General features: G+C 70.5%; 18 protein-coding genes. 10 read left to right on the top strand and 8 right to left on the bottom strand.

Going from position 1 to position 21,442, the window contains the following annotated elements; translation table 11 throughout:
- The first annotated feature begins 194 nt into the window (after positions 1-194).
- Positions 195-1,478, top strand: coding sequence for a hypothetical protein (locus MQH31_RS20705; protein WP_279238762.1), 1,284 nt, complete (start codon positions 195-197; stop codon positions 1,476-1,478).
- 136 nt (positions 1,479-1,614) lie between these two features.
- Here MQH31_RS20705 and MQH31_RS13180 read toward each other — a convergent pair whose 3' ends face one another.
- The 7 genes from MQH31_RS13180 to MQH31_RS13150 all read right to left on the bottom strand — a co-directional run bounded on the left by MQH31_RS13180 (position 1,615) and on the right by MQH31_RS13150 (position 10,605).
- Complete coding sequence (locus MQH31_RS13180; RefSeq protein ID WP_243012415.1) at positions 1,615-5,109, bottom strand: DNA polymerase III subunit alpha; 3,495 nt, start codon at positions 5,107-5,109, stop codon at positions 1,615-1,617.
- Positions 5,106-5,378: a hypothetical protein gene (locus tag MQH31_RS13175; protein WP_134536364.1), complete on the bottom strand. Its 273-nt coding sequence runs from the start codon at positions 5,376-5,378 to the stop codon at positions 5,106-5,108. Before MQH31_RS13175 ends, MQH31_RS13180 begins: the two co-directional genes overlap by 4 nt.
- Before the next feature lie 66 nt (positions 5,379-5,444).
- Positions 5,445-6,821 (bottom strand): MFS transporter, encoded by a 1,377-nt coding sequence (locus MQH31_RS13170; RefSeq protein WP_243012414.1) that lies wholly within the window; start codon positions 6,819-6,821, stop codon positions 5,445-5,447.
- A 76-nt stretch (positions 6,822-6,897) separates the two neighbouring features.
- Entirely contained in the window at positions 6,898-7,695 is a 798-nt protein-coding gene (locus MQH31_RS13165) for an SDR family NAD(P)-dependent oxidoreductase (protein ID WP_243012413.1), read from the bottom strand.
- Complete coding sequence (locus tag MQH31_RS13160; protein WP_243012412.1) at positions 7,692-8,009, bottom strand: Dabb family protein; 318 nt, start codon at positions 8,007-8,009, stop codon at positions 7,692-7,694. Before MQH31_RS13160 ends, MQH31_RS13165 begins: the two co-directional genes overlap by 4 nt.
- Complete coding sequence (locus MQH31_RS13155) at positions 8,006-9,670, bottom strand: FAD-dependent oxidoreductase (RefSeq protein WP_243012411.1); 1,665 nt, start codon at positions 9,668-9,670, stop codon at positions 8,006-8,008. The genes MQH31_RS13160 and MQH31_RS13155 overlap by 4 nt, the downstream gene beginning before the upstream one ends.
- A gap of 143 nt (positions 9,671-9,813) precedes the next feature.
- The gene (locus tag MQH31_RS13150) at positions 9,814-10,605 is read right to left on the bottom strand and encodes an IclR family transcriptional regulator (RefSeq protein WP_243012410.1); all 792 of its coding nucleotides are present in this window, start codon (positions 10,603-10,605) and stop codon (positions 9,814-9,816) included.
- Between the two features lie 51 nt (positions 10,606-10,656).
- Between MQH31_RS13150 and MQH31_RS13145 the strand changes: the two genes are divergently transcribed.
- From MQH31_RS13145 to MQH31_RS13105, 9 genes are all read left to right on the top strand, one after another.
- On the top strand, positions 10,657-11,466 hold the full coding sequence (locus MQH31_RS13145) for an IclR family transcriptional regulator (RefSeq protein ID WP_243012409.1): 810 nt from the start codon (positions 10,657-10,659) through the stop codon (positions 11,464-11,466).
- Positions 11,467-11,581: 115 nt separating this feature from the next.
- Positions 11,582-12,763: a 4-hydroxybenzoate 3-monooxygenase gene (locus MQH31_RS13140; RefSeq protein WP_243012408.1), complete on the top strand. Its 1,182-nt coding sequence runs from the start codon at positions 11,582-11,584 to the stop codon at positions 12,761-12,763.
- A gap of 29 nt (positions 12,764-12,792) precedes the next feature.
- A complete protein-coding gene (pcaH, locus tag MQH31_RS13135; RefSeq protein WP_134536380.1) occupies positions 12,793-13,563 on the top strand; it encodes a protocatechuate 3,4-dioxygenase subunit beta in 771 nt (256 codons plus the stop codon).
- The gene (gene pcaG / locus MQH31_RS13130; protein ID WP_243012407.1) at positions 13,556-14,149 is read left to right on the top strand and encodes a protocatechuate 3,4-dioxygenase subunit alpha; all 594 of its coding nucleotides are present in this window, start codon (positions 13,556-13,558) and stop codon (positions 14,147-14,149) included. The genes pcaH and pcaG overlap by 8 nt, the downstream gene beginning before the upstream one ends.
- Positions 14,142-15,674 (top strand): lyase family protein, encoded by a 1,533-nt coding sequence (locus MQH31_RS13125; protein WP_243012406.1) that lies wholly within the window; start codon positions 14,142-14,144, stop codon positions 15,672-15,674. Before pcaG ends, MQH31_RS13125 begins: the two co-directional genes overlap by 8 nt.
- Positions 15,671-17,026: a bifunctional 3-oxoadipate enol-lactonase/4-carboxymuconolactone decarboxylase PcaDC gene (gene pcaDC / locus MQH31_RS20895; RefSeq protein ID WP_308196457.1), complete on the top strand. Its 1,356-nt coding sequence runs from the start codon at positions 15,671-15,673 to the stop codon at positions 17,024-17,026. Before MQH31_RS13125 ends, pcaDC begins: the two co-directional genes overlap by 4 nt.
- A 26-nt stretch (positions 17,027-17,052) precedes the next feature.
- Positions 17,053-17,877 (top strand): CoA transferase subunit A, encoded by an 825-nt coding sequence (locus tag MQH31_RS13115; protein ID WP_134536388.1) that lies wholly within the window; start codon positions 17,053-17,055, stop codon positions 17,875-17,877.
- A gap of 1 nt (position 17,878) precedes the next feature.
- Positions 17,879-18,556, top strand: a complete 678-nt coding sequence (locus MQH31_RS13110; RefSeq protein ID WP_243012405.1) for a 3-oxoacid CoA-transferase subunit B — start codon at positions 17,879-17,881, stop codon at positions 18,554-18,556.
- Positions 18,553-19,776: an acetyl-CoA C-acetyltransferase gene (locus tag MQH31_RS13105; protein ID WP_243012404.1), complete on the top strand. Its 1,224-nt coding sequence runs from the start codon at positions 18,553-18,555 to the stop codon at positions 19,774-19,776. The genes MQH31_RS13110 and MQH31_RS13105 overlap by 4 nt, the downstream gene beginning before the upstream one ends.
- A gap of 82 nt (positions 19,777-19,858) precedes the next feature.
- On the opposite strand, the gene MQH31_RS13100 is transcribed toward MQH31_RS13105, so the two are convergent.
- The gene (locus MQH31_RS13100) at positions 19,859-21,367 is read right to left on the bottom strand and encodes a leucyl aminopeptidase family protein (protein ID WP_243012403.1); all 1,509 of its coding nucleotides are present in this window, start codon (positions 21,365-21,367) and stop codon (positions 19,859-19,861) included.
- Positions 21,368-21,442: the final 75 nt, after the last annotated feature.

Raw genomic sequence — 21,442 nt, 5'->3', positions numbered from 1 at the left:
AGTTCCCCGTAATCACGGCGATCTCTCAGTATTTTAATTTGTCAAGCCCCTAGCGCAGGTCGAAAACTGGGGGTATTTTTGGGCGCCCTGTCCCCCGAATGGGTTACAGTCAACCCATCGAAAATGCGTGTCGTAGGTTCTGTGGATGGATTTGTGATCGGCGCGTTCCGGTCATCTGAAAGGCAAAAAACTCCATGCAACAGCTCTTTCGTCGCGCCGAGAAATCCTCGCCGCGTAGTACAGCCGCGCGCCACAAGCTCGCGAGCGGTATCGTCGCCGCAACGGCGGCCCTGTGTATCGTCGTCGGCACAACGGCCTCGTGTGCCTTCGCTTCCGGCGGCACCTCGTCCTCCTCGTCAGGCTCGTCGTCCGTCAGCGCCCCGTCGGGCTGGCTCGCCGTGACCGGCGTGTGGTCGCACCGCAAGAACCACCACCAGGGAACGCCGACTCCGACTCCGACGCCGACTCCGACGCCGACTCCGACTCCGACTCCGACGCCGACTCCGAAGCCCACGCCTGCCCCGACGCCAAAGCCCACTCCGACGCCCACGCCGACGCCGACTCCGAAGCCCACCCCGGCCCCGACGCCGACGCCGACTCCGACGCCGACTCCGAAGCCCACCCCGGCACCGACTCCGACTCCGACTCCGACGCCGACGCCGACTCCGACTCCGACGCCGACTCCGACTCCGACGCCGACTCCGACGCCGCCCCCCATCGCCATCGGAACGTCCCCGCTGCACACCAACATCGTGTCGACGACCTTCTGGGTCGGCGAGATCTTCAACGCGAACCTCAGCGACGGCAGCCAGGTCTGCAGCACCTATGACAGCAAGTGGGCGCTCCACCACACCGGCGTTCAGCTCGGATCCTCCACGGACACCGGCTGCGGCGGCTCGCCCGTCGGCGGGTGCGATGGTCCGTCCAGCGGCGCGACCGCTGCGACGTTCACCTGCACGACCGAGAAGCGCACAGCCGCAAACGGCTACTTCCCGACCAGCCAGCCCAAGCCGCTCGAGAACCCGTTCTACCTCGACCTCCCGTACGACGACATCAACGACGCGACGGCGTTCGCGAACCGTGACACCGTCGTACCGTGGGCGAACGTGGCACCGTACAGCGCGCACCACGGCGACTCGAACTACTCGTACATGAAGAACCACTGGGTCCAGCTCACCGGCCCCAATGGCAAGACGTGCTACGGACAGGTCGAAGACGCCGGTCCCTCGAGCGGATCGCTGTACCACGACGCGGCCTACGTGTTCGGAAGCAACGACGCCCGTCCGGTGAACAAGCAGTTCAGCGGCGACCCGAGCCAGGGTGCAGGCACCGACGTGTCACCCGCCCTCAACGGATGCCTCGGCTTCGCCGACCTCGACGGCGACAACGACCACGTCAACTGGCGTTTCGTCGATCGTGCCGATGTCCCGGCCGGCCCGTGGCTGACCGTCGAGACCACCAGCCAGGTCTCGCAGTAGCAACAGGCACTCTCCGGCCGTCGGCTCGATAGTCGAGCGGCCCGCACCGGGATCCACCGAATGCCCCGGTGTCGCACCTGCGACACCGGGGCATTCGCCTGTCCGGAACCCGCACATCCGCCCTCACCGATTCGGGTCAGGCGGAGCGCACGGACCAGAGCCGGTGCACGTTGGCTGGAGCGACAGCGGCGAGTTCGGCGGCAAGGGCCTCGGCCCTGGCCTCGTCGCCCGCTGCCTTCTCCGCCGCACGCTCGGTGCTGTGCCGCTGTCTGACCAGCCGCGCGGCATCGGGGAGGTCCCAGAGCATGTCGCCCGTGACCGAAACGCCCTTCGCACCCGAGCGCCGGGTGCGGCCGCGGACGAGCAGGTGCCTGGTCTGGAAGACCGGACCGCCGATGCGTTCCTGGGCGTCATGGAAGAACACGACGTTCGCGACCGGTCCGGTGCCGTCGTCGAGGCTCACGAACACGACGCGACGCCCGCCGCGCATCGGCGGGGTGTTCGTCGCCCGGCGCACTCCCGCGAGGAGCACCTCGGTGCCGCCGGGCAGGTCGGCGAGGGCCGACGCCGGGGTGACGCCGAGTTCGGCGAAGAGCGGATAGAAGCGGGCGAGCTGATGCCCGGAGACGGCGAGGCTCAGGTCACGGAGCTCGAGTTCGGTCTGGGTGCGGCCGCGCAGCTCAAGGGATGTGACGGCGGTGAACCGGTCGCCGGTGTACCGGGGCACCGGCAGGTCGACCTCGAAGGCGAGCTGGTCGTCGTGCACGGTGACGGCCGTGCCGCGGAGCGACTGGATATGCGCGAGCAGCTCGTGCCGTCGCTCGCGGTCGTAGCCGATGAAGCTGTCGAGGGCGCCGACCCGCGCGAGCGCCTCGAAGCTCGACCGCCGGGGCCGCACCCGGTCCCGGAAGTCCTGCAGCGAGGAGAACGGCTGGTGCCGTACGATCCGGGCCCGCTCGGCGGCGGTGCTGCCGGAGAGCTCCGGCAGAGCCAGGCGGATGCCGCGGCGCGGACCGGCCGGCCCGGCCGGCACCGGTTCGGTCGGCTCCGGTTCGGTCGGCTCCGGTTCGGTCCGGACGAGCGCGGCATAGCCTGGGGGAAGGTCCTCGACCCGGTAGTCAAGGACGCTGTGCTGCACGTCGAGCGGCAGCACGGGAACCCCGAGCACCCGGGCCTCCGCCACGAGCAGGTCCTTCGGCCACATACCCGGGTCGTGGGTGAGGAGTCCGGCGAGGAACACCGCAGGGTGATGGGTCTTCAACCAGGCGGACTGGTAGGTGGGCAGGGCGAATGCGGCGCCGTGCGCCTTGGCGAAGCCGAAGCTGCCGAAGCCCGCGAGCACGGTCCAGATCCGGTCGATCACAGCCGGAGGGAACCCGCGGGTCAGGGCCTGCTCCCGCACGTATGCCTCGATGAGGGGCAACTGCTCCGGTTTCCCCAGGTGCCTGCGGAAGACATCCGCCTTGCCCAGGCCGCAGCCGGTGAGTTCGTCGAAGAGCCGCATCACCTGTTCGTGGAAGATGACGACGCCGCGGGTCTCCCGCAGGATCGGCTCGAACCGCGGATGGATGTAGTCGGGCATGACCTCGCCATGCGTGGCCTGCAGGTAGAGCAGGGGCATGTTGTTCTTCATCGGGCCCGGCCGGAACAGCGAGATCTCCACGGTGAGGTCGTTGAAGACCTCGGGCTGCAGCTTGCCGACGAGTTCCATCTGGCCGGGAGACTCGAGCTGGAAGATGCCGAGGGTGCGCGTCGAGCGGATGAGTTCGTAGGTCGGCTCGTCGTCGAGGGGGATCCGGTCGAGGTCGATGCTCTCGCCCGTGAGGCGTCGGTGCTCCTCGACGGCATGCGCCATCGCCGACTGCATCCGTACGCCGAGGATGTCGAGCTTGATCAGTCCCATCGGGTCCATGTCGTGCTTGTCGAACTGGGACATCGGCAGTCCCATGCCCGAGGCCTGCACCGGTGTGCGGTCGAGCAGGCTCGCGTCCGAGAGGATCACGCCGCACGGATGCACCGAGATGTGCCGGGGCAGCCGGTCGAGCCGTGCCGTGAGGTCGACGAGCTGGTCGAGCTGCTGCGAGGCGCGTACCTCGGCGGCGAGCGGTTCGAGCTCGGGCTTCTCCTCGAGGGCGCGGCGGAAGTCGCGGGCGTTGAACCGCCACATCTGCTTGGCGATCGCCGACACCTGCCCGGGGTCCATGCCGAGGGCGAGCCCGGCGTCCCTGACGGCGCCACGACCACGGTAGGCGTTGGTCATCGACATCAGCGAGGCCCGGTCGCTGCCGAAGGTCTGGAAGAGGGTGCGGTAGATATCGTGGCGGCGGGCCGACTCCACGTCGAGGTCGATGTCCGGCAGGGTCTGCCGTTCGGGGGAGAGGAACCGTTCCCAGAGCAGGCCGTTCGCGATCGGTTCGACCGAGGAGGTGTGCAGGGCGTAGTTGAGCACCGAGCCGACGCCGGAGCCACGGGCCTGGATGCGCACGCCCATGCCCCTGACGATGTCGGCGACCCGGGAGACCGTGAGGAAATAGCTCGCGAAGCCGAGGTGCTCGACCGTGGCCATCTCGTACTCGAGGCGGGCGTGCGCCGCTTCGACGGCCGGTCGACCGGATGCCGCGTAGCGTTCCTCAACGCCGGATCGTCCGCGTTTCCAGAGTTCGGCGAGCGGGTCGCCGGTGACGCCGATCACGCGCGCCTCCGGCATCCGCGGGGTGCCGAGGCCGATGTCCGCCTGCGGGTCGAGCGTGCAGCGGTCGGCGAGCAGTTCGGTGTCGCGCAACAACCGGGCGAGCGCGCCGTCGTCGTGCAGCCCGGCGTCCACGACCATGCGGGCCACCTGCCGCATCGCCCCCGCCGGTTTGAGCCAGGCCTGTCCGTTCGTCTGCGGCTGCTCGAGCTCGGCGAGCGGGGTCAGGGTGCGTGCGGCGTCGGCAAGGTCTGCGGTGACCGCGTCCTCCGGTTCGCCATAACGCACGGCGTTCGTGAGCACGGCGGGCAGACCGCTCTGTTCGGCGAGGGCGAGCATGCGGGTGGCGGGAGTGACGCTGCCCGGGCTGCCGGGTTCGGCGAGGTGGCAGACGATTTCGAGGCACACCGACGCGGCGGGCATTGACCGCTGCCAGGCGGTCAACCGGGCGCCGGCCTCCTTCGTCGCGCGGCGTTCGATCGCCTCGCCGACGTCTGAGGTCGGCCCGAGCAGCACGGTCAGGGTCCGGAGCCCGGCCAGTTCGGCGAGCTCGGACCGGCCGATGCTCGGCTCGGACCCGGCTCCCGCCCCGACCGTCTGGTGGGCGGCGGACACGGCGCGGCACAGCGCCGCATACCCGCGGCCGCTGGTGCCGCCGTGCGCGAGCACAACGACACGGCCGAGTGGAAGCAGGTCGTCGTCGTGCACCGCGAGGTCGGCCCCGAGGCCGGCACGGATGCCCTCCGCCACACACGCCCGCAGGTGCTTGACCGCCCCATAGAGTCCGTCGCGATCGGTGAGGGCGAGAAAGGAGGAGCCCTGAGCCCTCGCCTGTCCGGCAAGGGCCTCGGGGAGCGTCACCCCGTAGTGCGTCGAGTATGCGCTCGCGACGTGCAGGTGCGGGAAACCGCCGGCGGGCACGCCCGTGCCGTTCCCGTTCATCCCCAGTCGAGGGCGAGCACCCACGACCCGTCGACGTCGCGTCGCAGGTCGTAGCGGTGCTGCTCCTCGCCCCCGCGGGCCGCGTCGACCCGCCACAGCTCGGTGTCGATGCGGGTCGGAACCCCGTCGTTCTCCCACCAGCGGGTGCGGGTGAACACCGCCTGCGGCTGCCCGATGATGGTGTGTTCGAAGCGGTCCCACGTGAATGCCAGGGGGTCGCCATCGGCCGAGAGCTCGACGTCGACGCGGGTGTCGATGATCTGGGGCATTCGGTGACTCCTCCGTACCTATCGAACAAATGTTCGATATTGGGAGTGTACGTCACCCCGCCGACACTAGCCAGCGCCGACCGTCGTCGGTGACGCAGCAGGGGCGGTCTCCGGTGCCGCGACGCGCAGGGCGTGTGCCCCGAGCAGGGCGGTCGGCACCCGGAAGGTCTCCCGGGCGGTGACGGCGGCGATCGCCGAGAGCACCATGGTGGCCGCGGTGAAGACGGCGACCGGCACCCAGCCGTCGATCCCGCTCCCGAGCAGGGCGTAACAGATGCTCGGAGCGAAGCCGGCGAGCAGGAATCCGAGCTGGGTGCCGATCGCGAAGCCGGAATAGCGCACCGGGGCGGCGAACATCTCGGTGAAGAACGACGGCCAGAGCCCGTTGACCATCGAATAGAACAGGGTCATGTTCAGGAAGCCGCCGAGGAAGATGAGCGGGATCGACCCGGTCGAGATCGCCCAGAAGTAGAGGAAGATCGTCGCCGCGGAACCCAGGGTCCCGGCGATCCAGACCGGGCGGCGCCCGACGCGGTCCGACAGGGCCGAGAAGAGCGGGATGGTGACGAGGGAGCCCGCGATGGACACGGTCGCGACCCAGAGCATCGTGCCGCGATCGATCCCGACGGCGGGGCTCGTGGCGTATGCGAGTCCGAAGACCGTGAACACGGTCTGGGTGACGGCGAACAGGGAGCAGACGAGCACGCGCGCGACGTCGCGCCACTGGTGCCGGAACACCTGTGCGGCCGGGAACCTCTCGACGGCGGCGACTGACTTCGCCTCGGCGAAGACCGGCGTCTCGTCGAGACGGGAGCGCACGATGTAGGCGACGACGAGAACGACCGCGCTCAGCAGGAACGGCACCCGCCAGCCCCAGGTATACAGCTGGTCCTCCGGAAGGGCGGCGACCGGGATGAAGACGATGGTGGCGAGAACCATCCCGGCTGCATACCCGGTCATCGTGAAACCGGAGAAGAATGCGCGGCGGTGTTCGGGTGCGTGCTCGATCGCGAGGGTGCTCGCCCCTGCCGCTTCCCCTCCGGCCGAGAAGCCCTGGGCCAGGCGGCACAGCACGAGCAGGGCGGGCGCGAATGCCCCGATCTGGTCGTAGGTGGGCAGGAAGCCGATCGCGAGGCTCGCAACCCCCATGATCACGAGGGTGAGGATCAGCACTCGCTTCCGGCCGATCCGGTCGCCGAAGTGGCCGAGGATGAGCCCGCCGAACGGCCGGGCGACGTAGCCGACGCCGAATGTCGCCAGGGAGGCGATCGTCGCGATCGCCGGGTCGGCGGCGGAGAAGAAGATGTGGTTGAAGACGAGGGCGGCCGCCGCGCCGTAGATGAAGAAGTCGTAGTACTCGAGGGCGCTGCCCACGAACGCCGCTGCGGCGGCTTTTCGCGGCATCCTCTGGGGGATGGTCGGAGCTGGAACCGTGCTGGACATGCTGTCTCCTTTGACAAGGTGCCTGGTTGGGTTGGGGCGGGTTGGGGCGAGTGGGACTCGGGAAGGGAAGCCTGGTTCAGACGGCGGTGTAGCCCCCGTCGATGACCAGCTCGGAACCGGTCGTGAAGCGTGATTCGTCGCTGGCCAGGTAGAGCACGCCGTATGCGATCTCCTCCGGCTCGCCCTGGCGGCGGAGCGGATTGCCGTCGACCAGCTGGCGGTAGTACGCCTTCGGCCCGATCGGGCTCATCTCGGCGGCCGTGCGGCTCATCCGGGTGTTCATCGAGCCGGGGTGGATCGAATTCACCCGGATGCCGAACTCGCCATAGGTCGCGGCATCCGCCTTGCTGAGCAGCCGAACGGCCCCCTTCGTGGCGTGGTACAGCGGAACGCTCCTGCCGCCGGTGATGCCGTGGATCGACGAGAAGTTCACAATGCTGCCGCGCGACGCGGCGATCATTGCGGGGACCACGTACTTCGTCATGAGCCAGGTGCCCTTGACGTTGACGTTGAAGATCCGGTCGAACTCGGCGAGGGTCGACTCGTGCGACGGGGCCGCCCTCCCGATGATGCCGGCCGCGTTCACGAGCACGTCGGGGACCCCGACGTCGGCGAGCACCCGCGCGATGGCGCGCTCGACCTGGTCCGGGTCGGTGATGTCGAGCTCGAGCGAGGTGACCCCCGGCTCGTGCCACGGTTCGGCCGGCGTGGTGACGTCGAGGCTGACGACCAGGGCGCCCTCGCCGGCGAGGAGCCGCACGCAGGCGCTGCCGAGGTCGCCGCTCCCTCCTGTGACGATGACGATCTTGCCCTGCACGCGGCCCTGCGGGGTCGCGGCTGTTGCGGCCGTTGCGGCCGTGTCGGTGATGGTCATTCCGTGGAGTCCTTTCGGTGGGTGGGCAGGTCGAAATCGACGGAGGCGATCTGCCGGCTGTGCGGCGCGGACAGGGCGATCAGTGGGGTGTGCAGCGGATGCGTGGCGTAGCCGGCGACGTCGGAGAGCGAGTCGAAGTCGGCGACGATGGCGCAGTCCCAGGACCGCGCCTCCCCGCCGACGTCCCGCCCGACGCTGAGTGACCGGAGCCCGGGCACGCTGCCGACGAGGCCGTCGAGACCGCTGCGCCAGCGGCGTTCGATCCCGGGGGTGAAGCTGTCCTCGAACCGGAACAGCACGACGTGGCGGATCACCGGGCCGCCGCCGCCGCGGGGACCTCGGCGGGGTAGCCGGCCGGCTGCCCCGCGAGGGTGCGACCGATCAGGTAGCCCATCGTCATCAGGGGTCCGAGGGTCGCGCCGGCGCCGGGGTAGCCGGCCCCGTAGGCGCTCTCCGCGATGTTCCCCGCCGCGAAGAGTCCCGCGATCGGGTCGCCGTCCACGTCCTGGACGCGGCCGACGGCATCCGTCGATACCCCGCCGCTGGTGCCGAAGGCGCCGTTCACGACCGCGAGCGCGTAGTACGGCCCGGTGGTGAGCGGGGCGAGGCTCGGGTTGGGGAAGACATTCGCCGCGTCGCCCCAGTAGGTGTCGTAGCGGCTGCCGCCCCTGCCGAAGTCGGGGTCCTGGCCGAGTTCGGCATAGTGGTTGAAGCGGCCGACCGTGTCCGCGAGCGCGGCAGGGTCGACGCCGATGCGCGCGGCGAGGTCGGCCAGGGTGGCGCCTTCGAGCAGCCAGGCCGGCGTCGGTTGTCCGGCGCGGTGGCTCAGGACGCCGTAACGCTCGAGGAAGGCGTGGTCGAAGACGACGTGGGCCGGGGTGTTCAGCGGGGCATTGGCCGCCGGGTCCCAGGAATGCAGCGAGCGGGCGAGGTCGTTGTAGTTCTGGGATTCGTTCGCGAAACGGCGCCCGTGCTGGTTGACCATGATCGAGCCGGGCCCCTGGCGTTCGAAGCGGAGCAGGGTGCCGACCTGCTCGCCGTCGCGGAGATCCCCGGGGATGACCGACATCGGCGCCCACCAGGCCTCACGGGTCCCGCCGGTCCGCGCACCGAGGCGCTGGGCCATCCGGAGGCCGTCTCCGGTGTTCGACGGGGGAGAGCAGACGACATGAAGCCGGGTCTGGAGCAACCCGTCGGCGAGCCGCTTGTCCCATTCGAAGCCGCCGCTGGCGAGCACGACGCCGTCGTTCGCGTGGAAGGTGCGTCCGTCGACGACGACGCCGGTGACCCGGCCGTCGACGACGACGAGCCGTTCGGCGCGGGCCTCGACGGCGAGGGTCACGTCGTTCCCAAGGCAGGAGGCGAGCAGCATGCTGACGAGCGCCTGCCCCTTGGCGACGAGGCCGGCCGTCTCCCGCGCAGCGAGCTCGGCCCAGGGGAAGTGCGTGAAGGCGCCCCAGTTCTCGTACTCCTGCATCGTGAACGGCGCCCGGCCGTCGGTGCGTATGTGCGCCCGCAGCGGGCCGAGCGCGGCGGCGGCGTCGTAGAGCGCGGGTTCGACCGTGCGTCCGCCGTCGAGGGCTCCGTCGAGGTCCATCCGGTAGTCCGGGAAGTTGTCGAGCAGCAGGAAGGCCACGTCGAGCTCGCGTTCGAGGTAGCGCAGCATGTCGTCGCCGCGGGTGATGGCGGCATCGAACAGGTCGTCCCGGCCTCTGCCCCGGGAGACGGCCCGGACATAGCGGGCGGCGTCCGCAGGAGAATCGTCGATTCCGGCCGCACGGGCAAGGTGGTTGGCGGCGACCCAGAGCATCCCGCCCGACACCGCCGACGTGCCGCCGAGTAGGGCCGACTTCTCGACGACCAGAACGCTCTTGCCTTCGTTGGCCGCCGTCGCAGCGGCCGCGAGCGCCGCGGCGCCGGACCCCACCACCACGACATCGAATCGGTCCTGCGGCTTGCCCTGGAGAATTCGCATCGAATCCCACTCCCGTCGTCGTTGACACAAGAATTTTGCGTTTCTGAAGACTGTCAACGGTCGGGCTCGCTCATCGTGCCCCTCCCATTCAATGGGAGGAAAACTCGTCGGGGGACCGGGCCCGGTGACCCGGGGCGTCCCGGTCAGACGGCCCGCGGCATCCGGCTTGTTCCGCCGCGCGGCCGGTCGGCGCCGAGGGCCCGGGAGATGCCGTGCGCCGCGGTCTTCAGCGCAGGGACGGTCGCGCGCAGGTCTTCCTCGCCGAACGGGACGATCACGTTCAGTGCAGCGATCACCCGGTCGCCCCGTTCGAACACTGGAACGGCGATCCCGGTCGTGTCCGGAACGATGATCCCGGGCACGGAGGCATGGCCGAGCTGCCTGATCCCGGCCAGCAGCCGGCGCAGTGCCGCAGGTTCGGTGACGGTGTGTTCCGTGTAGCGCACGAGCTCCCGGCCGAGCACGTCGTCCTGGAATTCCGGCGGGGAATACGCCAGCAGCACGAGGCCGGACGAACACGCGTGGATCGGCAGCCGACCGGCGATCTGGGTGATGTTCACCGCTGACCCGCGGGTCGTGAGCCGCTCGATGTAGAGCACGTTCTCGCTGTCGAGCAGGCTCAGGGTCGTGTGCTGCTGCACGACGGCCTGCACGTCTTCCATGAAGGGCAGCGCGATTTCGCGCAGGTCCGTGGTGCGGGATCCCCGGGAGGCGAGTTCCCACAGCCGGATGCCGAGGCGCACTTCTCCGTCCGCGTCGCGTTCGAGGAGTCGTTCGTCGAGGAGCTGAAGGACGAGACGGTGGGTCGTCGCAAGCGGCATGCCGACCCGTCGCGACAACGTGGAGATCGTCATGGACGAGCGATGCGAACCGAAGGCGTCCAGAATCGTCACGAGCCGGGACAGCAGGGAGTCGCCGGAGCGTGAATTCGCCATTGCCCCACAGTATGCTCCCCGCCGGTGTGGGGGGCGAGTAGCGTGGTGCTGATGTCAGGGAAGCCCGCACAGTCGAGGGGAACCGAGGGCGCTGCGGCGTTCCCGGTCGATGACCGCGGTGTGGCCGCGCGGCTTTTCGCCATCCTCGACGCGTTCACCGCGCCGCCGGCGAGTTCGCTCACCCTCACCGCGATCGCGCAGCGCACCGGGATCCCGCTGACGACGGTGCACCGCCTCGTCAGAGAGTGGACGAGCTGGGGCGGCCTCGCCCGCCAGGAGGACGGCCGGTACGCGCTCGGGATGCGGTTGTGGGAGGTCGGCGTGCAGACGCCGACGGCGCGGAACCTCCGCACGATCGCCCTGCCCTATCTGGAAGACCTGTACGAGTCGACCCATGAGCACGTGCACCTCGCCATCCTCGACGGAGGCGACGCCCTCTACCTCGAGAAGCTGTCCGGCCACCAGGCCGTGCGGGTGATCTCCCGCGTGGGAGGCCGCCTGCCGCTGCACGCGACCGGGGTCGGCCTCGTCCTGCTGGCCAACGCGTCGAACGAGGTGATCCAGGAGTACCTGGCGGGACCGTTGCCGCGGTTCCTGCCGCAGACGGTGACCGACCCCGAGGAGTTGCGGCGGCGCCTGGCCGGCATCCGCAGCCAGGGCATCGCCCGCATGTCCGAGGAGATGACGGCCGGGTCGAGTTCGATCGCGGCGCCGATCAGGGACAGAACCGGGCAGGTGGTTGCGGCCGTGTCGATCGTCACGCGCACAACACCCCGGCCGAGCCCCGAGCAGGAACAGGCCGTGCGCGTTGCGGCCCACGGGGTGGGCAGGGCGCTCGGGTACCGCCGCGCCACGGGCTGAGCCGAGGCTGGGCATCCGCCGGACGGTCTTTCACTCAGTGGAAACCACCACCTCGGGGGTGCCGTTGACTCCGCAAGATGGTGCGATCACCTGTCATCGTCGCTAGGAGAACCCCGTGTCCCCAGAAAACACCCGTGTCGCCATCATCGGCGCAGGTCCCGCCGGTCTTCTCCTCAGCTGGGCGCTGCGGGACGCCGGCATCGACTCGATCGTGGTCGAGAACCGCACCCAGGACTACGTGCTCGCCCGGATCCGGGCCGGCGTGCTCGAACAGAGCGCCGTCGAGACCCTCACCCGGCTGGGGCTCGGCGAGCGCATCCGGACGGAGGGCCTCGAACACGACGGCATCTACCTGCAGTTCCGGGGCGAGCGCCACCACGTCGACTTCCAGGAGCTCATCGGCCGCAGCGTCACTGTCTACGGCCAGCAAGAGGTCGTGAAAGACCTGATCAACGCGCATACGAGTGCCGGATCCACGATCTACTACGAGGCGGCGGATGTCGCGGTGCACGACCTCGAGTCGAGCGCACCCCGGGTGACGTTCACCCACGCGGGGGAGGCACACACGATCGCGGCGGACTTCGTCGTCGGCGCCGACGGCTTCCACGGCGTCTGTCGCGCCAGCATCCCCCGCGAAGCCATCACGCTCTACGACCGGAGCTACCCGTACGCCTGGCTCGGGATCCTCGCGAACGTGGCGCCGTCGACCGACGAGCTGATCTACGCGCTGCACGAGGACGGCTTCGCCATGCACTCGATGCGTTCGCCGCACGTCTCCCGGCTCTACCTGCAGGTCGACACCGCAGACTCGCTCGAGCAGTGGCCCGACGAACGGATCTGGGAGACCCTGCACGCTCGCCTCGGCGTGCCGGGCTGGACCCTCCAGGAGGGCGAGATCACCGACAAGTCGATCACGCCGATGCGCAGCTTCGTGGCCTCCCGCCTCGCGTACGGCAGCCTCTTCCTCGCGGGGGACGCCGGACACATTGTGCCGCCGACCGGGGCCAAGGGACTCAACTCCGCCATCGCCGACGTCACGATGCTCGCCGCAGCCCTCGCCGCCCACTACGCGGACGACGACGCCCTCCTCTCCGGTTACGGCGAGGCGGCGCTCCGTCGCCAGTGGCGCGTGCAGCAGTTCTCGCAGTGGATGACCGACCTGCTGCACCGCAACCGCACCGACCTGCAGACGATGGAGTTCGACTACCAGAGCCAGCTCGGCCGCCTCGACTACGTCACCGGCTCGGTCCATGCCCAGCGCGAACTCGCCGAGCAGTACTCCGGCCTGCCGTTCTAGCCCCATTCTCCCGAGAGGAATCATCGACCATGACCACGTCACAACACGAGATCTCCGCAGAGATGCAGGCCATCGAGGCGGATGCCCGTGCCCTCGTTGCCGAGGGCAACGCCCCTGAGCTGCACCCGCGTCGCGACTACCCGCCTTATCGCAGCTCGATCCTGCGGCACCCGACCCACGAGCTCGTGCGGGCGGACCCGGAGGAGATCGAACGGCACTCGCCGGCCTTCGGGCACAGCGACGTCAGCCCGCTCGAGAGCGACCTGACCATCCAACACAACGGCGAGCCGCTCGGCGAGCGGATGACGGTGTCCGGGCGGGTGCTCGACGGCGAGGGTCGCCCGGTGCGGCATCAGCTCGTCGAGGTGTGGCAGGCCAACGCCGGCGGCCGGTACGTGCACAAGCGCGACCAGCACCCGGCCCCGCTCGACCCGAACTTCACCGGCGTCGGCCGGGTCATCACCGGCGACAACGGCGAGTACTCGTTCACGACGATCAAACCGGGCCCGTACCCGTGGCGGAACCACCTGAACGCCTGGCGCCCGGCGCACATCCACTTCTCGCTGTTCGGCACCGCGTTCACCCAGCGACTGATCACCCAGATGTACTTCCCGGGTGATCCGCTCTTCGCGCTCGACCCGATCTACCAGTCGATCACCGATCCCGCGGCGCGCGCCCGGCTGATCGGCGTGTACGACCACGACCTGAGCGTGCCCGAGTTTTCGCTCGGCTACCGTTGGGACATCGTGCTCACCGGTCCGAAGTCGACGTGGATGGAAAGCGAAGAAGCCCATGACTGAACCGTCCGCAGCGCCGGAAACCCGGTACGTGCAGACCCCCGCGCAGACCGTCGGCCCGTTCTACGGTTTCGCGTTGCCGTACGACGGGGGAGCCGAGCTCGTGCCCGGCCACCACCCGCGGGCGATCCGGCTGCACGGCACCGTCTTCGACGGTGCGGGGGATCCGGTGCCCGACGCCATCCTCGAAATCTGGCAGGCCGACGAGACCGGAGCCCTGCCGGACGAGCGCGGCTCCCTCGCCCGCGACGGTTTCGGCTTCACCGGTTTCGGCAGGGCGGCCGTCGACCTCGGCGGCCACTACACCTTCACAACGGTCGAGCCCGGCCCGGTCGCAGGCGGTGCGCCGTACGTGCTCGTCGCCGTGTTCGCGAGGGGGCTCATCCACCACCTGTTCACCCGGGCCTACTTCCCCGGGAATGCGGAGCGGAACGCCGCGGATGCCGTGCTCACCGCGGTCCCGGCGGCCCGGCGGCATACCCTCGTCTGCGTCCCGGAAGGCACCGGGCCGACGGGCGCGGCCTCGTACCGGTTCGACATCCACCTTCAGGGTGAGAACGAGACCGTGTTCCTGGATTTCGATGCCTGAGCCCGTTCTCGACGCCGGGCTGCTCGCCCCGCTCGCCCACGGCAGCGAGGCCACCACGCTCACGAGCGACGCCGCCTGGCTGCAGGCGATGGTCGACACCGAGCTCGCCCTGACCCGGGCGCTCGTCGACGCTGCACTCGCCCCCGAGTGGATGCTCGGCGTGTGCGACACGCTCGCCGACGCCGGTGCGCTCGACCTCGGTGCGATCGCCCGGGAGGGGCGCGGCGGCGGCAACCCCGTGATCCCGCTCGTGAAGCACCTCGGCCTCGCCGCGGAACGCGTGCGCGCCGGGTCCTCCGATCACATCCACGTCGGAGCCACGAGCCAGGACATCCTCGACACGTCGGCGATGCTCATCGCCGACCGGGTCTGCGGCGAGCTCGCCGACCGGCTGGGGGACTTCGCCGCCGCGCTCGCCGTGCTCGCGGGGCAGCACCGGAACACGATCATGGCCGGCCGCACCCTGGGCCAGCAGGCTTCGCCCACGAGCTTCGGCTTCGTCGCGGCCGGCTGGCTGGACGCCGTGCTCACGGCCGCCACCGCCCTCGCCCGGGTGCGCGCGGCGCTGCCCGCCCAACTCGGCGGCGCCGTCGGGAACCTCGCGGTGCTCACCGCCATCGCGAACGCCCGGTCCGGGGTCTCCGGGCCGGCGGCATCCGCTTCGGGCACCCCGGCCGTCGACGTCGTCACGGAAAGGTTCGCCGCCCGGCTCGGGCTGCGCCGGCCGCTGCTCAGCTGGCACACGGACCGCCTGCCGGTCGTGGAGCTCGGATCCGCGCTCGCCGCGGTGACCGGCGTCGCCGGGGCGTTCGCCCTCGACGTGTCCGTGCTGTCCCGCACCGAGATCGCCGAGGTGAACGAGCGGCTCGGCGCAGGGCAGGGCGGCTCCAGCGCGATGCCGCACAAGCGCAACCCGGTCACGGCCGTGCTCGTCACCGCCGCAGCGCGCCAGTCCCCGGCTTTGCTGGGGTCGCTCTACGGCAGCCTGCTGGCAGAGGACCAGCGCCCGAGCGGCGCCTGGCACGCCGAGTGGCAGACGTTGCGGGACCTCGAGCGGCTCGCGGTGTCCGCGGTCACCGGAGCGGCGGACCTGGCCGGGCGGCTCGACATCCACCCCGGGCGGATGCGGGTCAACCTCGAGTTCACGGACGGGCTCGTCTTCAGCGAACGCGTGACCACGCTCCTCGCCGAGGCACTCGGCAGGACCAGGGCCTTCGCGCTCGTGCAGCGGGCCGCGGAGGAGTCCCACGAGACCCGGCGACCCCTGCGGGTGACACTGGGAGGGCTGCTTGCAGCAGAGGGCTCGACCGCGGGCGTGACCGACGCCCTGCGAGCCCAGGCCTGGGCCGCGTTCGACGCGGACACCGACCTCGGCCAGGGTTCCGCAGCGATCGACCGGGTGCTCGCCCGGTTCCGGGCGCAGTTCGAACCGGACGCGCCTGCAGAGCCGGAAGCACCCGAAAGCCAGGCAGTTCCCGCACAGCAGGCAGTTCCCGCACACCAGTCAAGGACGGATTCCCGATGACCCAGCCTCTCCTTCGCGGCACGCTGCGCCCCGATCCGGCGGGTCCGGCCGGTCCGGTCGGTCCCGCCGGTCGGGCGCCGCTGCTCGTCCTCGGACCCTCGCTCGGCACGACGACGACGCTCTGGGACGCGGTCGTCGATGCGCTGGGCGCGCCGTCGGCCCCGAATCTCCGGGTGCTCAGCTTCGACCTGCCCGGACACGGGGTCAGCCCGGCCGCGCGGGAACCGTTCACGGTCGCCGAACTCGCCGACGCGGTGATCGCCCTCGTCGATTCGGCGACGGCCGCCGCCCTCGGCCCGGACGCCGCACCGGAGTCCTTCCACTACGCCGGGATCTCGCTCGGCGGCGCGGTCGGCCTCGAGCTCGGCATCCGACACCCGGGACGCCTGCTGAGCCTGAGCGTCGTGTGTTCAGCGGCGCGGATCGGCACCGCGGAGGGCTGGCACGAACGCGCCGCGCGGATCAGGGCGAGCGGAACGCCGTCGATGGTGATCGGCAGCGCCGAACGCTGGTTCGCCCCCGGGTTCCTCGAGCGCGATCCCGCGGCGGGCGCCGGAGCGCTGAACCGGCTCCTCGACATCGACGACGAGTCGTACGCGCTCTGTTGCGAGGCGCTCGCCGGCTTCGACGCGCGCGAGGCGGTCGCCGGCATCCCCCTGCGGATGCTGTGCGTGGCAGGGGAACTCGACCTCGCCGCGCCGCGTGCCCTCGTCGCCGAGCTCGCTGCGGCCGTTCCCGGTGCCCGGTATGCCGAGATCGCCGGAGCCGCCCACCTGCCCTCCCTCGAGCGGCCACGGGAGCTCGCCGGCCTGCTGCTGGACCAGCTCATGGAAACGCCACCGGCCCCGCCCGCCGAGCACCCGATCGGGCGACCCAGCGCCCGGGAACCCGCCGCGCGCACGGTCGCAGAGGTGTACTCCGCGGGCCTGGCCGTGCGTCGGGCCGTGCTGGGCGACACGCACGTGGATGCCGCGACGGCCGCGATCACCCCGGAGACCGCCGACTTCCAGGACTTCATCACCCGCTACGCCTGGGGTGAGATCTGGACCAGGCCCGGCCTCGACCGGCGCACCCGCAGCTTCCTCACCCTCGCCTGCCTGATCACCGGGGGCCACGAGCACGAGCTCGCGATGCATGTGCGCGCCGCGCTCACCAACGGGCTCAGCCGCGCCGAGATCAGCGAGGCGATGCTGCACACCGCGATCTACGCCGGGGTGCCTGCCGCGAACTCGGCGCTCTCGATCGCCCGCACGACGTTCGCCGCCCTGGACGAGGAGGCTGCCCTGCCTGCCGAGTGCGCCCCGGATGCCGAGCCCGGCGCCGACTCGTCCCAGACCCCGTCACGTCCCTGAACCGAACCGAACCGAAGGACTGCTCCATGGATAAGACGTTCACCTCAGCGGCGGCCGCCGTCGCGGACATCCCAGACGGCGCCTCCCTCGCCGTCGGCGGCTTCGGCCTCGTCGGCGTGCCGATCGTGCTGATCCGCGCCTTGCTCGACCGGGGCACGACCGACCTCCGGGTCGTCTCCAACAACTGCGGCGTCGACGGCTGGGGGCTCGGCGAGTTGCTCAGGGAGGGCAGGATCAGCCGGGTCATCGCGTCATACATCGGCGAGAACAAGGACTTCGCCCGGCGCTACCTCGGCGGCGAACTCGAGGTCGAGCTCACTCCGCAGGGCACCCTCGCCGAGCGGCTCCGCGCGGGCGGCAGCGGCATCCCCGCGTTCTTCACCGCGAGCGGCGTCGGAACCCTCGTCGCCGACGGCGGCCTGCCCTGGCGCTACGGACCGGGTGGAGAGGTACTGGTGTCCTCACCGCCGAAGGAGACCCGGGTGTTCTCCTCGCTCGGCAAGACGCAGGAATACGTGCTCGAGGAGGCGATCGTCACCGACTTCGCCCTGGTACGCGCCGCTCGCGGCGACCGCCACGGCAACCTCGTCTTCGAGAAATCGGCCCGCAACTTCAACCCGCCGGCCGCGATGGCCGGCCGGATCACCATTGCCGAGGTCGACGAGCTCGTCGAACCGGGCGAGATCGATCCGGACGACGTGCACCTCGCCGGCATCTACGTGCAACGGATCGTGCAGCTGAACCACGCGGATGCGCGCGACCTGCCGATCGAGAAGGTCACGACCCGGCCGCGGCCGGGAGCTGCCGCCGCGGCCGCGGCATCCGCCCCGACCTCCAGAATGGAAGGCTGACATGCCCCTGACCCGCAACGAGATGGCGGCCCGCGCCGCGCAGGAACTCGCCCCAGACAGCTACGTCAATCTCGGGATCGGCCTGCCGACCCTGATCCCGAACTTCCTGCCCGAGGGGGTGCAGGTCATCCTGCACTCGGAGAACGGGGTGCTCGGCGTCGGCGCATACCCGTGGGAGGGCGAGGAAGACCCGAAGCTGATCAACGCCGGCAAGGAGACCATCACCGTCAATCCCGGTGCGGCGTACTTCGACTCCGCCCAGAGCTTCGGCATGATCCGTGCCGGGGTCATCGACGTGGCCGTGCTCGGCGCGATGCAGGTCTCGGCGACGGGAGACATCGCCAACTGGGCGGTGCCGGGCAAGCTGATCAAGGGCATGGGCGGGGCGATGGACCTCGTGCACGGTGCGGACACCGTGATCGTCGTGATGGAGCACGTCACGCGTGCCGGCGACTTCAAGATCCTGGAAGAATGCTCCCTGCCGCTGACCGGCAAGGCCGTGGTCACCCGGATCATCACCGACCTCGCGGTGATCGACGTCACCGGTGAGGGGCTCGTACTTCGCGAGGTCGCTCCGGGCGTCGCCGTCGCGGACGTCCAGGCGGCGACCGGGGCGCGGCTGCTCGTGCCCGCGGAACCGGGCGTCATTCGCACCCTCCTGTCTGGGGTCGGCGCATGAACGAGCGGATGCGCGAGGTCGTCATCTGTGAACCGCTGCGCACACCGATCGGGCGCTTCGGCGGCGTGTTCGCCACGGTCGCACCGGCCGACCTCGCCGCCGCGGTGATCGCGGCGCTGCTGGAACGTACCGGCATCGACGGGGGCGTCATCGACGACGTGATCCTCGGGCAGGCCTACCCGACCGCGGAGGCGGCATCCGTCGCCCGCGTCGCCGCCCTCAACGCCGGTCTGCCGGTGACCGTCGGCGGGCTCCAACTCGACAGGCGGTGCGGCTCAGGCCTGCAGGCCGTGCTCGACGCGGCGATGCAGGTGCAGACCGGCATCAGCGACGTCGTCGTGGCCGGCGGCGTCGACTCGATGAGCCAGGCGCCGTTCTACACCGTCGAGTCACGCTTCGGAATCGGGGCAGGGCCGGGCTTGCTGCTCCGCGACGCACTCAGTCGCGGACGGGAGACCGCGGGCGGCCGCAACTATCCGGTTCCGGGCGGCATGCTCGAGACCGCGGAGAACCTGCGCCGGGAGTACGGCATCGGTCGTGCCGAGCAGGACGAGCTCGCCGTGAGGTCGCAGCAGCGTGCCGCGACGGCCGTCGCAGAGGGCCGTTTCGATGCCGAAATCGTGGCGGTCACGGTTCCGGGGCGCAAGGGCGCCGTCGTCGTCGCCCGCGACGAAACCCCGCGGCCGGACACGACCCTGGCCGGTCTCGCCGGGCTGCGTCCCATCCTGCTGGGCACGGATGCCGACGCGACGGTCACCGCCGGAAACGCGAGCGGGCAGAACGACGCGGCCGCCGCGTGCCTCGTGACCACCCCGGAACGCGCCGCCGAACTCGGGCTCACGCCGCTCGTGCGCCTGGTGACCTGGGCCAGGGCCGGCGTCGAGCCGTCGCGGATGGGCATCGGACCGGTGCCCGCGACGAAGAGAGCTCTCGCACGCGCAGGCCTCACCCTCGCGGACATCGACCTGATCGAGCTCAACGAGGCATTCGCCGCCCAGGTGCTCGCGGTCAGCCGGGAGTGGAACTTCACCGAGGCCGACTGGGAACGCACCAACGTGAACGGCTCCGGCATCTCCCTGGGCCATCCCGTCGGCGCGACCGGCGCACGCATCCTGGCGACCGCGAGCAGGCACCTGCACCGTACCGGGGGGCGCTACCTGCTCGAGACCATGTGCATCGGAGGTGGCCAGGGCCTCGCCGCCGTCTTCGAGAGGGTGTGAGCTCGCGCCAACGGGACAGCGCGACCTCGTCAGGGCTCCCTGACACGGGCGGGCCGTCTGTCTCCGGTGGCGACGGTCGTCTTCAGGAGGCCGGGGGCCGGAAGCCGAGCGCGAGTTCGACGAGCAGGCGGGCGCCGAAACCGGTCGGTCCCTTGGTCCGCCAGGAGTCATCGGAGTCCGACTGCATGGGACCGCACATGTCGATGTGCGCCCAGGGGGTGTCGCCGACGAAGTCCGCGAGAAACAGGGCGGCGGTCGTCGCACCGGCGAATGGCCCGCCGAGGTTCGACATGTCCGCGACGTCCGAGTCGAGCTGGTTGCGATAGCGGCGGTCGAGCGGTAGCTGCCAGACGGTCTCGTCGGTGAGGTCGGATGCTGCGCGTACCTGGTCGACGATGCCCTGCTCGTTGCCGAACAGCGCCGCCATCATCGGGCCGAGCGAGACGAGGGCCGCTCCGGTGAGGGTCGCGAGGTCGACAATGGCGTCGACGCCCTCTTCGGTGGCGAGGACGAGGCCATCCGCCATCACGAGCCGGCCCTCCGCGTCGGTGTTCTTCACCTCGACGGTCGTACCGCCGCGGATCGTGAGGACGTCGCCCATCGCCGTCGCCGAACCGGAGGGCATGTTGTCTGTGCACATCAGGTAACCGGTCACGGCGTTCGTGCAGCCGAGTTCGGCCAGCGCCGTCATCGCGGCGAATATCGCGCCGGCACCGGACATGTCCATCTTCATCGCGAGGTGCGTGACGTCTCCCGGCTTGAGTGCGATCCCGCCGGAGTCATACATGATGCCCTTGCCCACGAGGGCGAGGTGGCCGGTCGGCTGTCCCGAGGGACGATACCGGACCTCGATCATCCTGGGCTCTTCGATGCTGCCGGCGTTGACGCCGAGGAGGCCGCCGCAGCCGAGGTCGATGAGCTCCGCCTTGTCGAACACGCTCACCTCGAGTCCGAATTGCGGGGCGAGGGTTTCGGCGAAGTCGCCGAAGACCGTCGCCGTGAGGTGGGAGGGCGGGGCCGCCGCGAGGTCGCGTGCCAGAGCCGTCGCCCGGGCGAGGGCGAGGCCGCGGGTGACGCCGTCGGGGTGCGCTGTGCTCCCGACGAGGTCGAGGGCCTCGAGGGGTACCTCGGTGGTCTTCGTCTTGAGTTCGAGGTAGCGATAGCGGGCGAGCAGGGCGCCTTCGACGACGGCGGCGCTGGCCGCGACCGGGTCGAGGCCGCTCACGGCGCTCATCAGGTCAGTCGCGAGATGGCGTCCGTGCCGGCCGGCCCTGGCGAAGGCGGCGGAGGCGTCTCGGAGCGTCGCGGTCGTGAGCTGCCCCTGGCCGCCGACGCCGATGGCCACGAGGGTCGGTGCGGATGCCCGGGTCAGCACGAGCGTCTGGCCCACCGCCCCGGTGAACCCGGCATCCGTAAGAGCCGCACGGTCGAGCCCGATCGCCGGGGGAACAGGACCGTCGCTCGAGACGGCGTAGCCGGCGATCGTGGCGCTCCGACCGAAGTCGGGCGTGATCTCGACCCGTGTGCGCAGCGTGAGGGAGGGGCCGGGAGTGAAACTCGCGGGGATCAGTCTGTGGGGCTGGTGCGGCATCGGTGAACCTCGTTCCGGCTGTCGATTCGACGGTGAATGGTTTCCGCCGGCGACAGCATACTGCCCGTTACGGGT

This window comes from Cryobacterium zhongshanensis, assembly GCF_022760445.1.
GTDB classification, from domain to species: domain Bacteria; phylum Actinomycetota; class Actinomycetes; order Actinomycetales; family Microbacteriaceae; genus Cryobacterium; species Cryobacterium algoricola.
The sequence above is the reverse complement of the archived record's forward strand: the minus strand, read 5'-3'. Positions and strand labels throughout refer to the sequence as shown.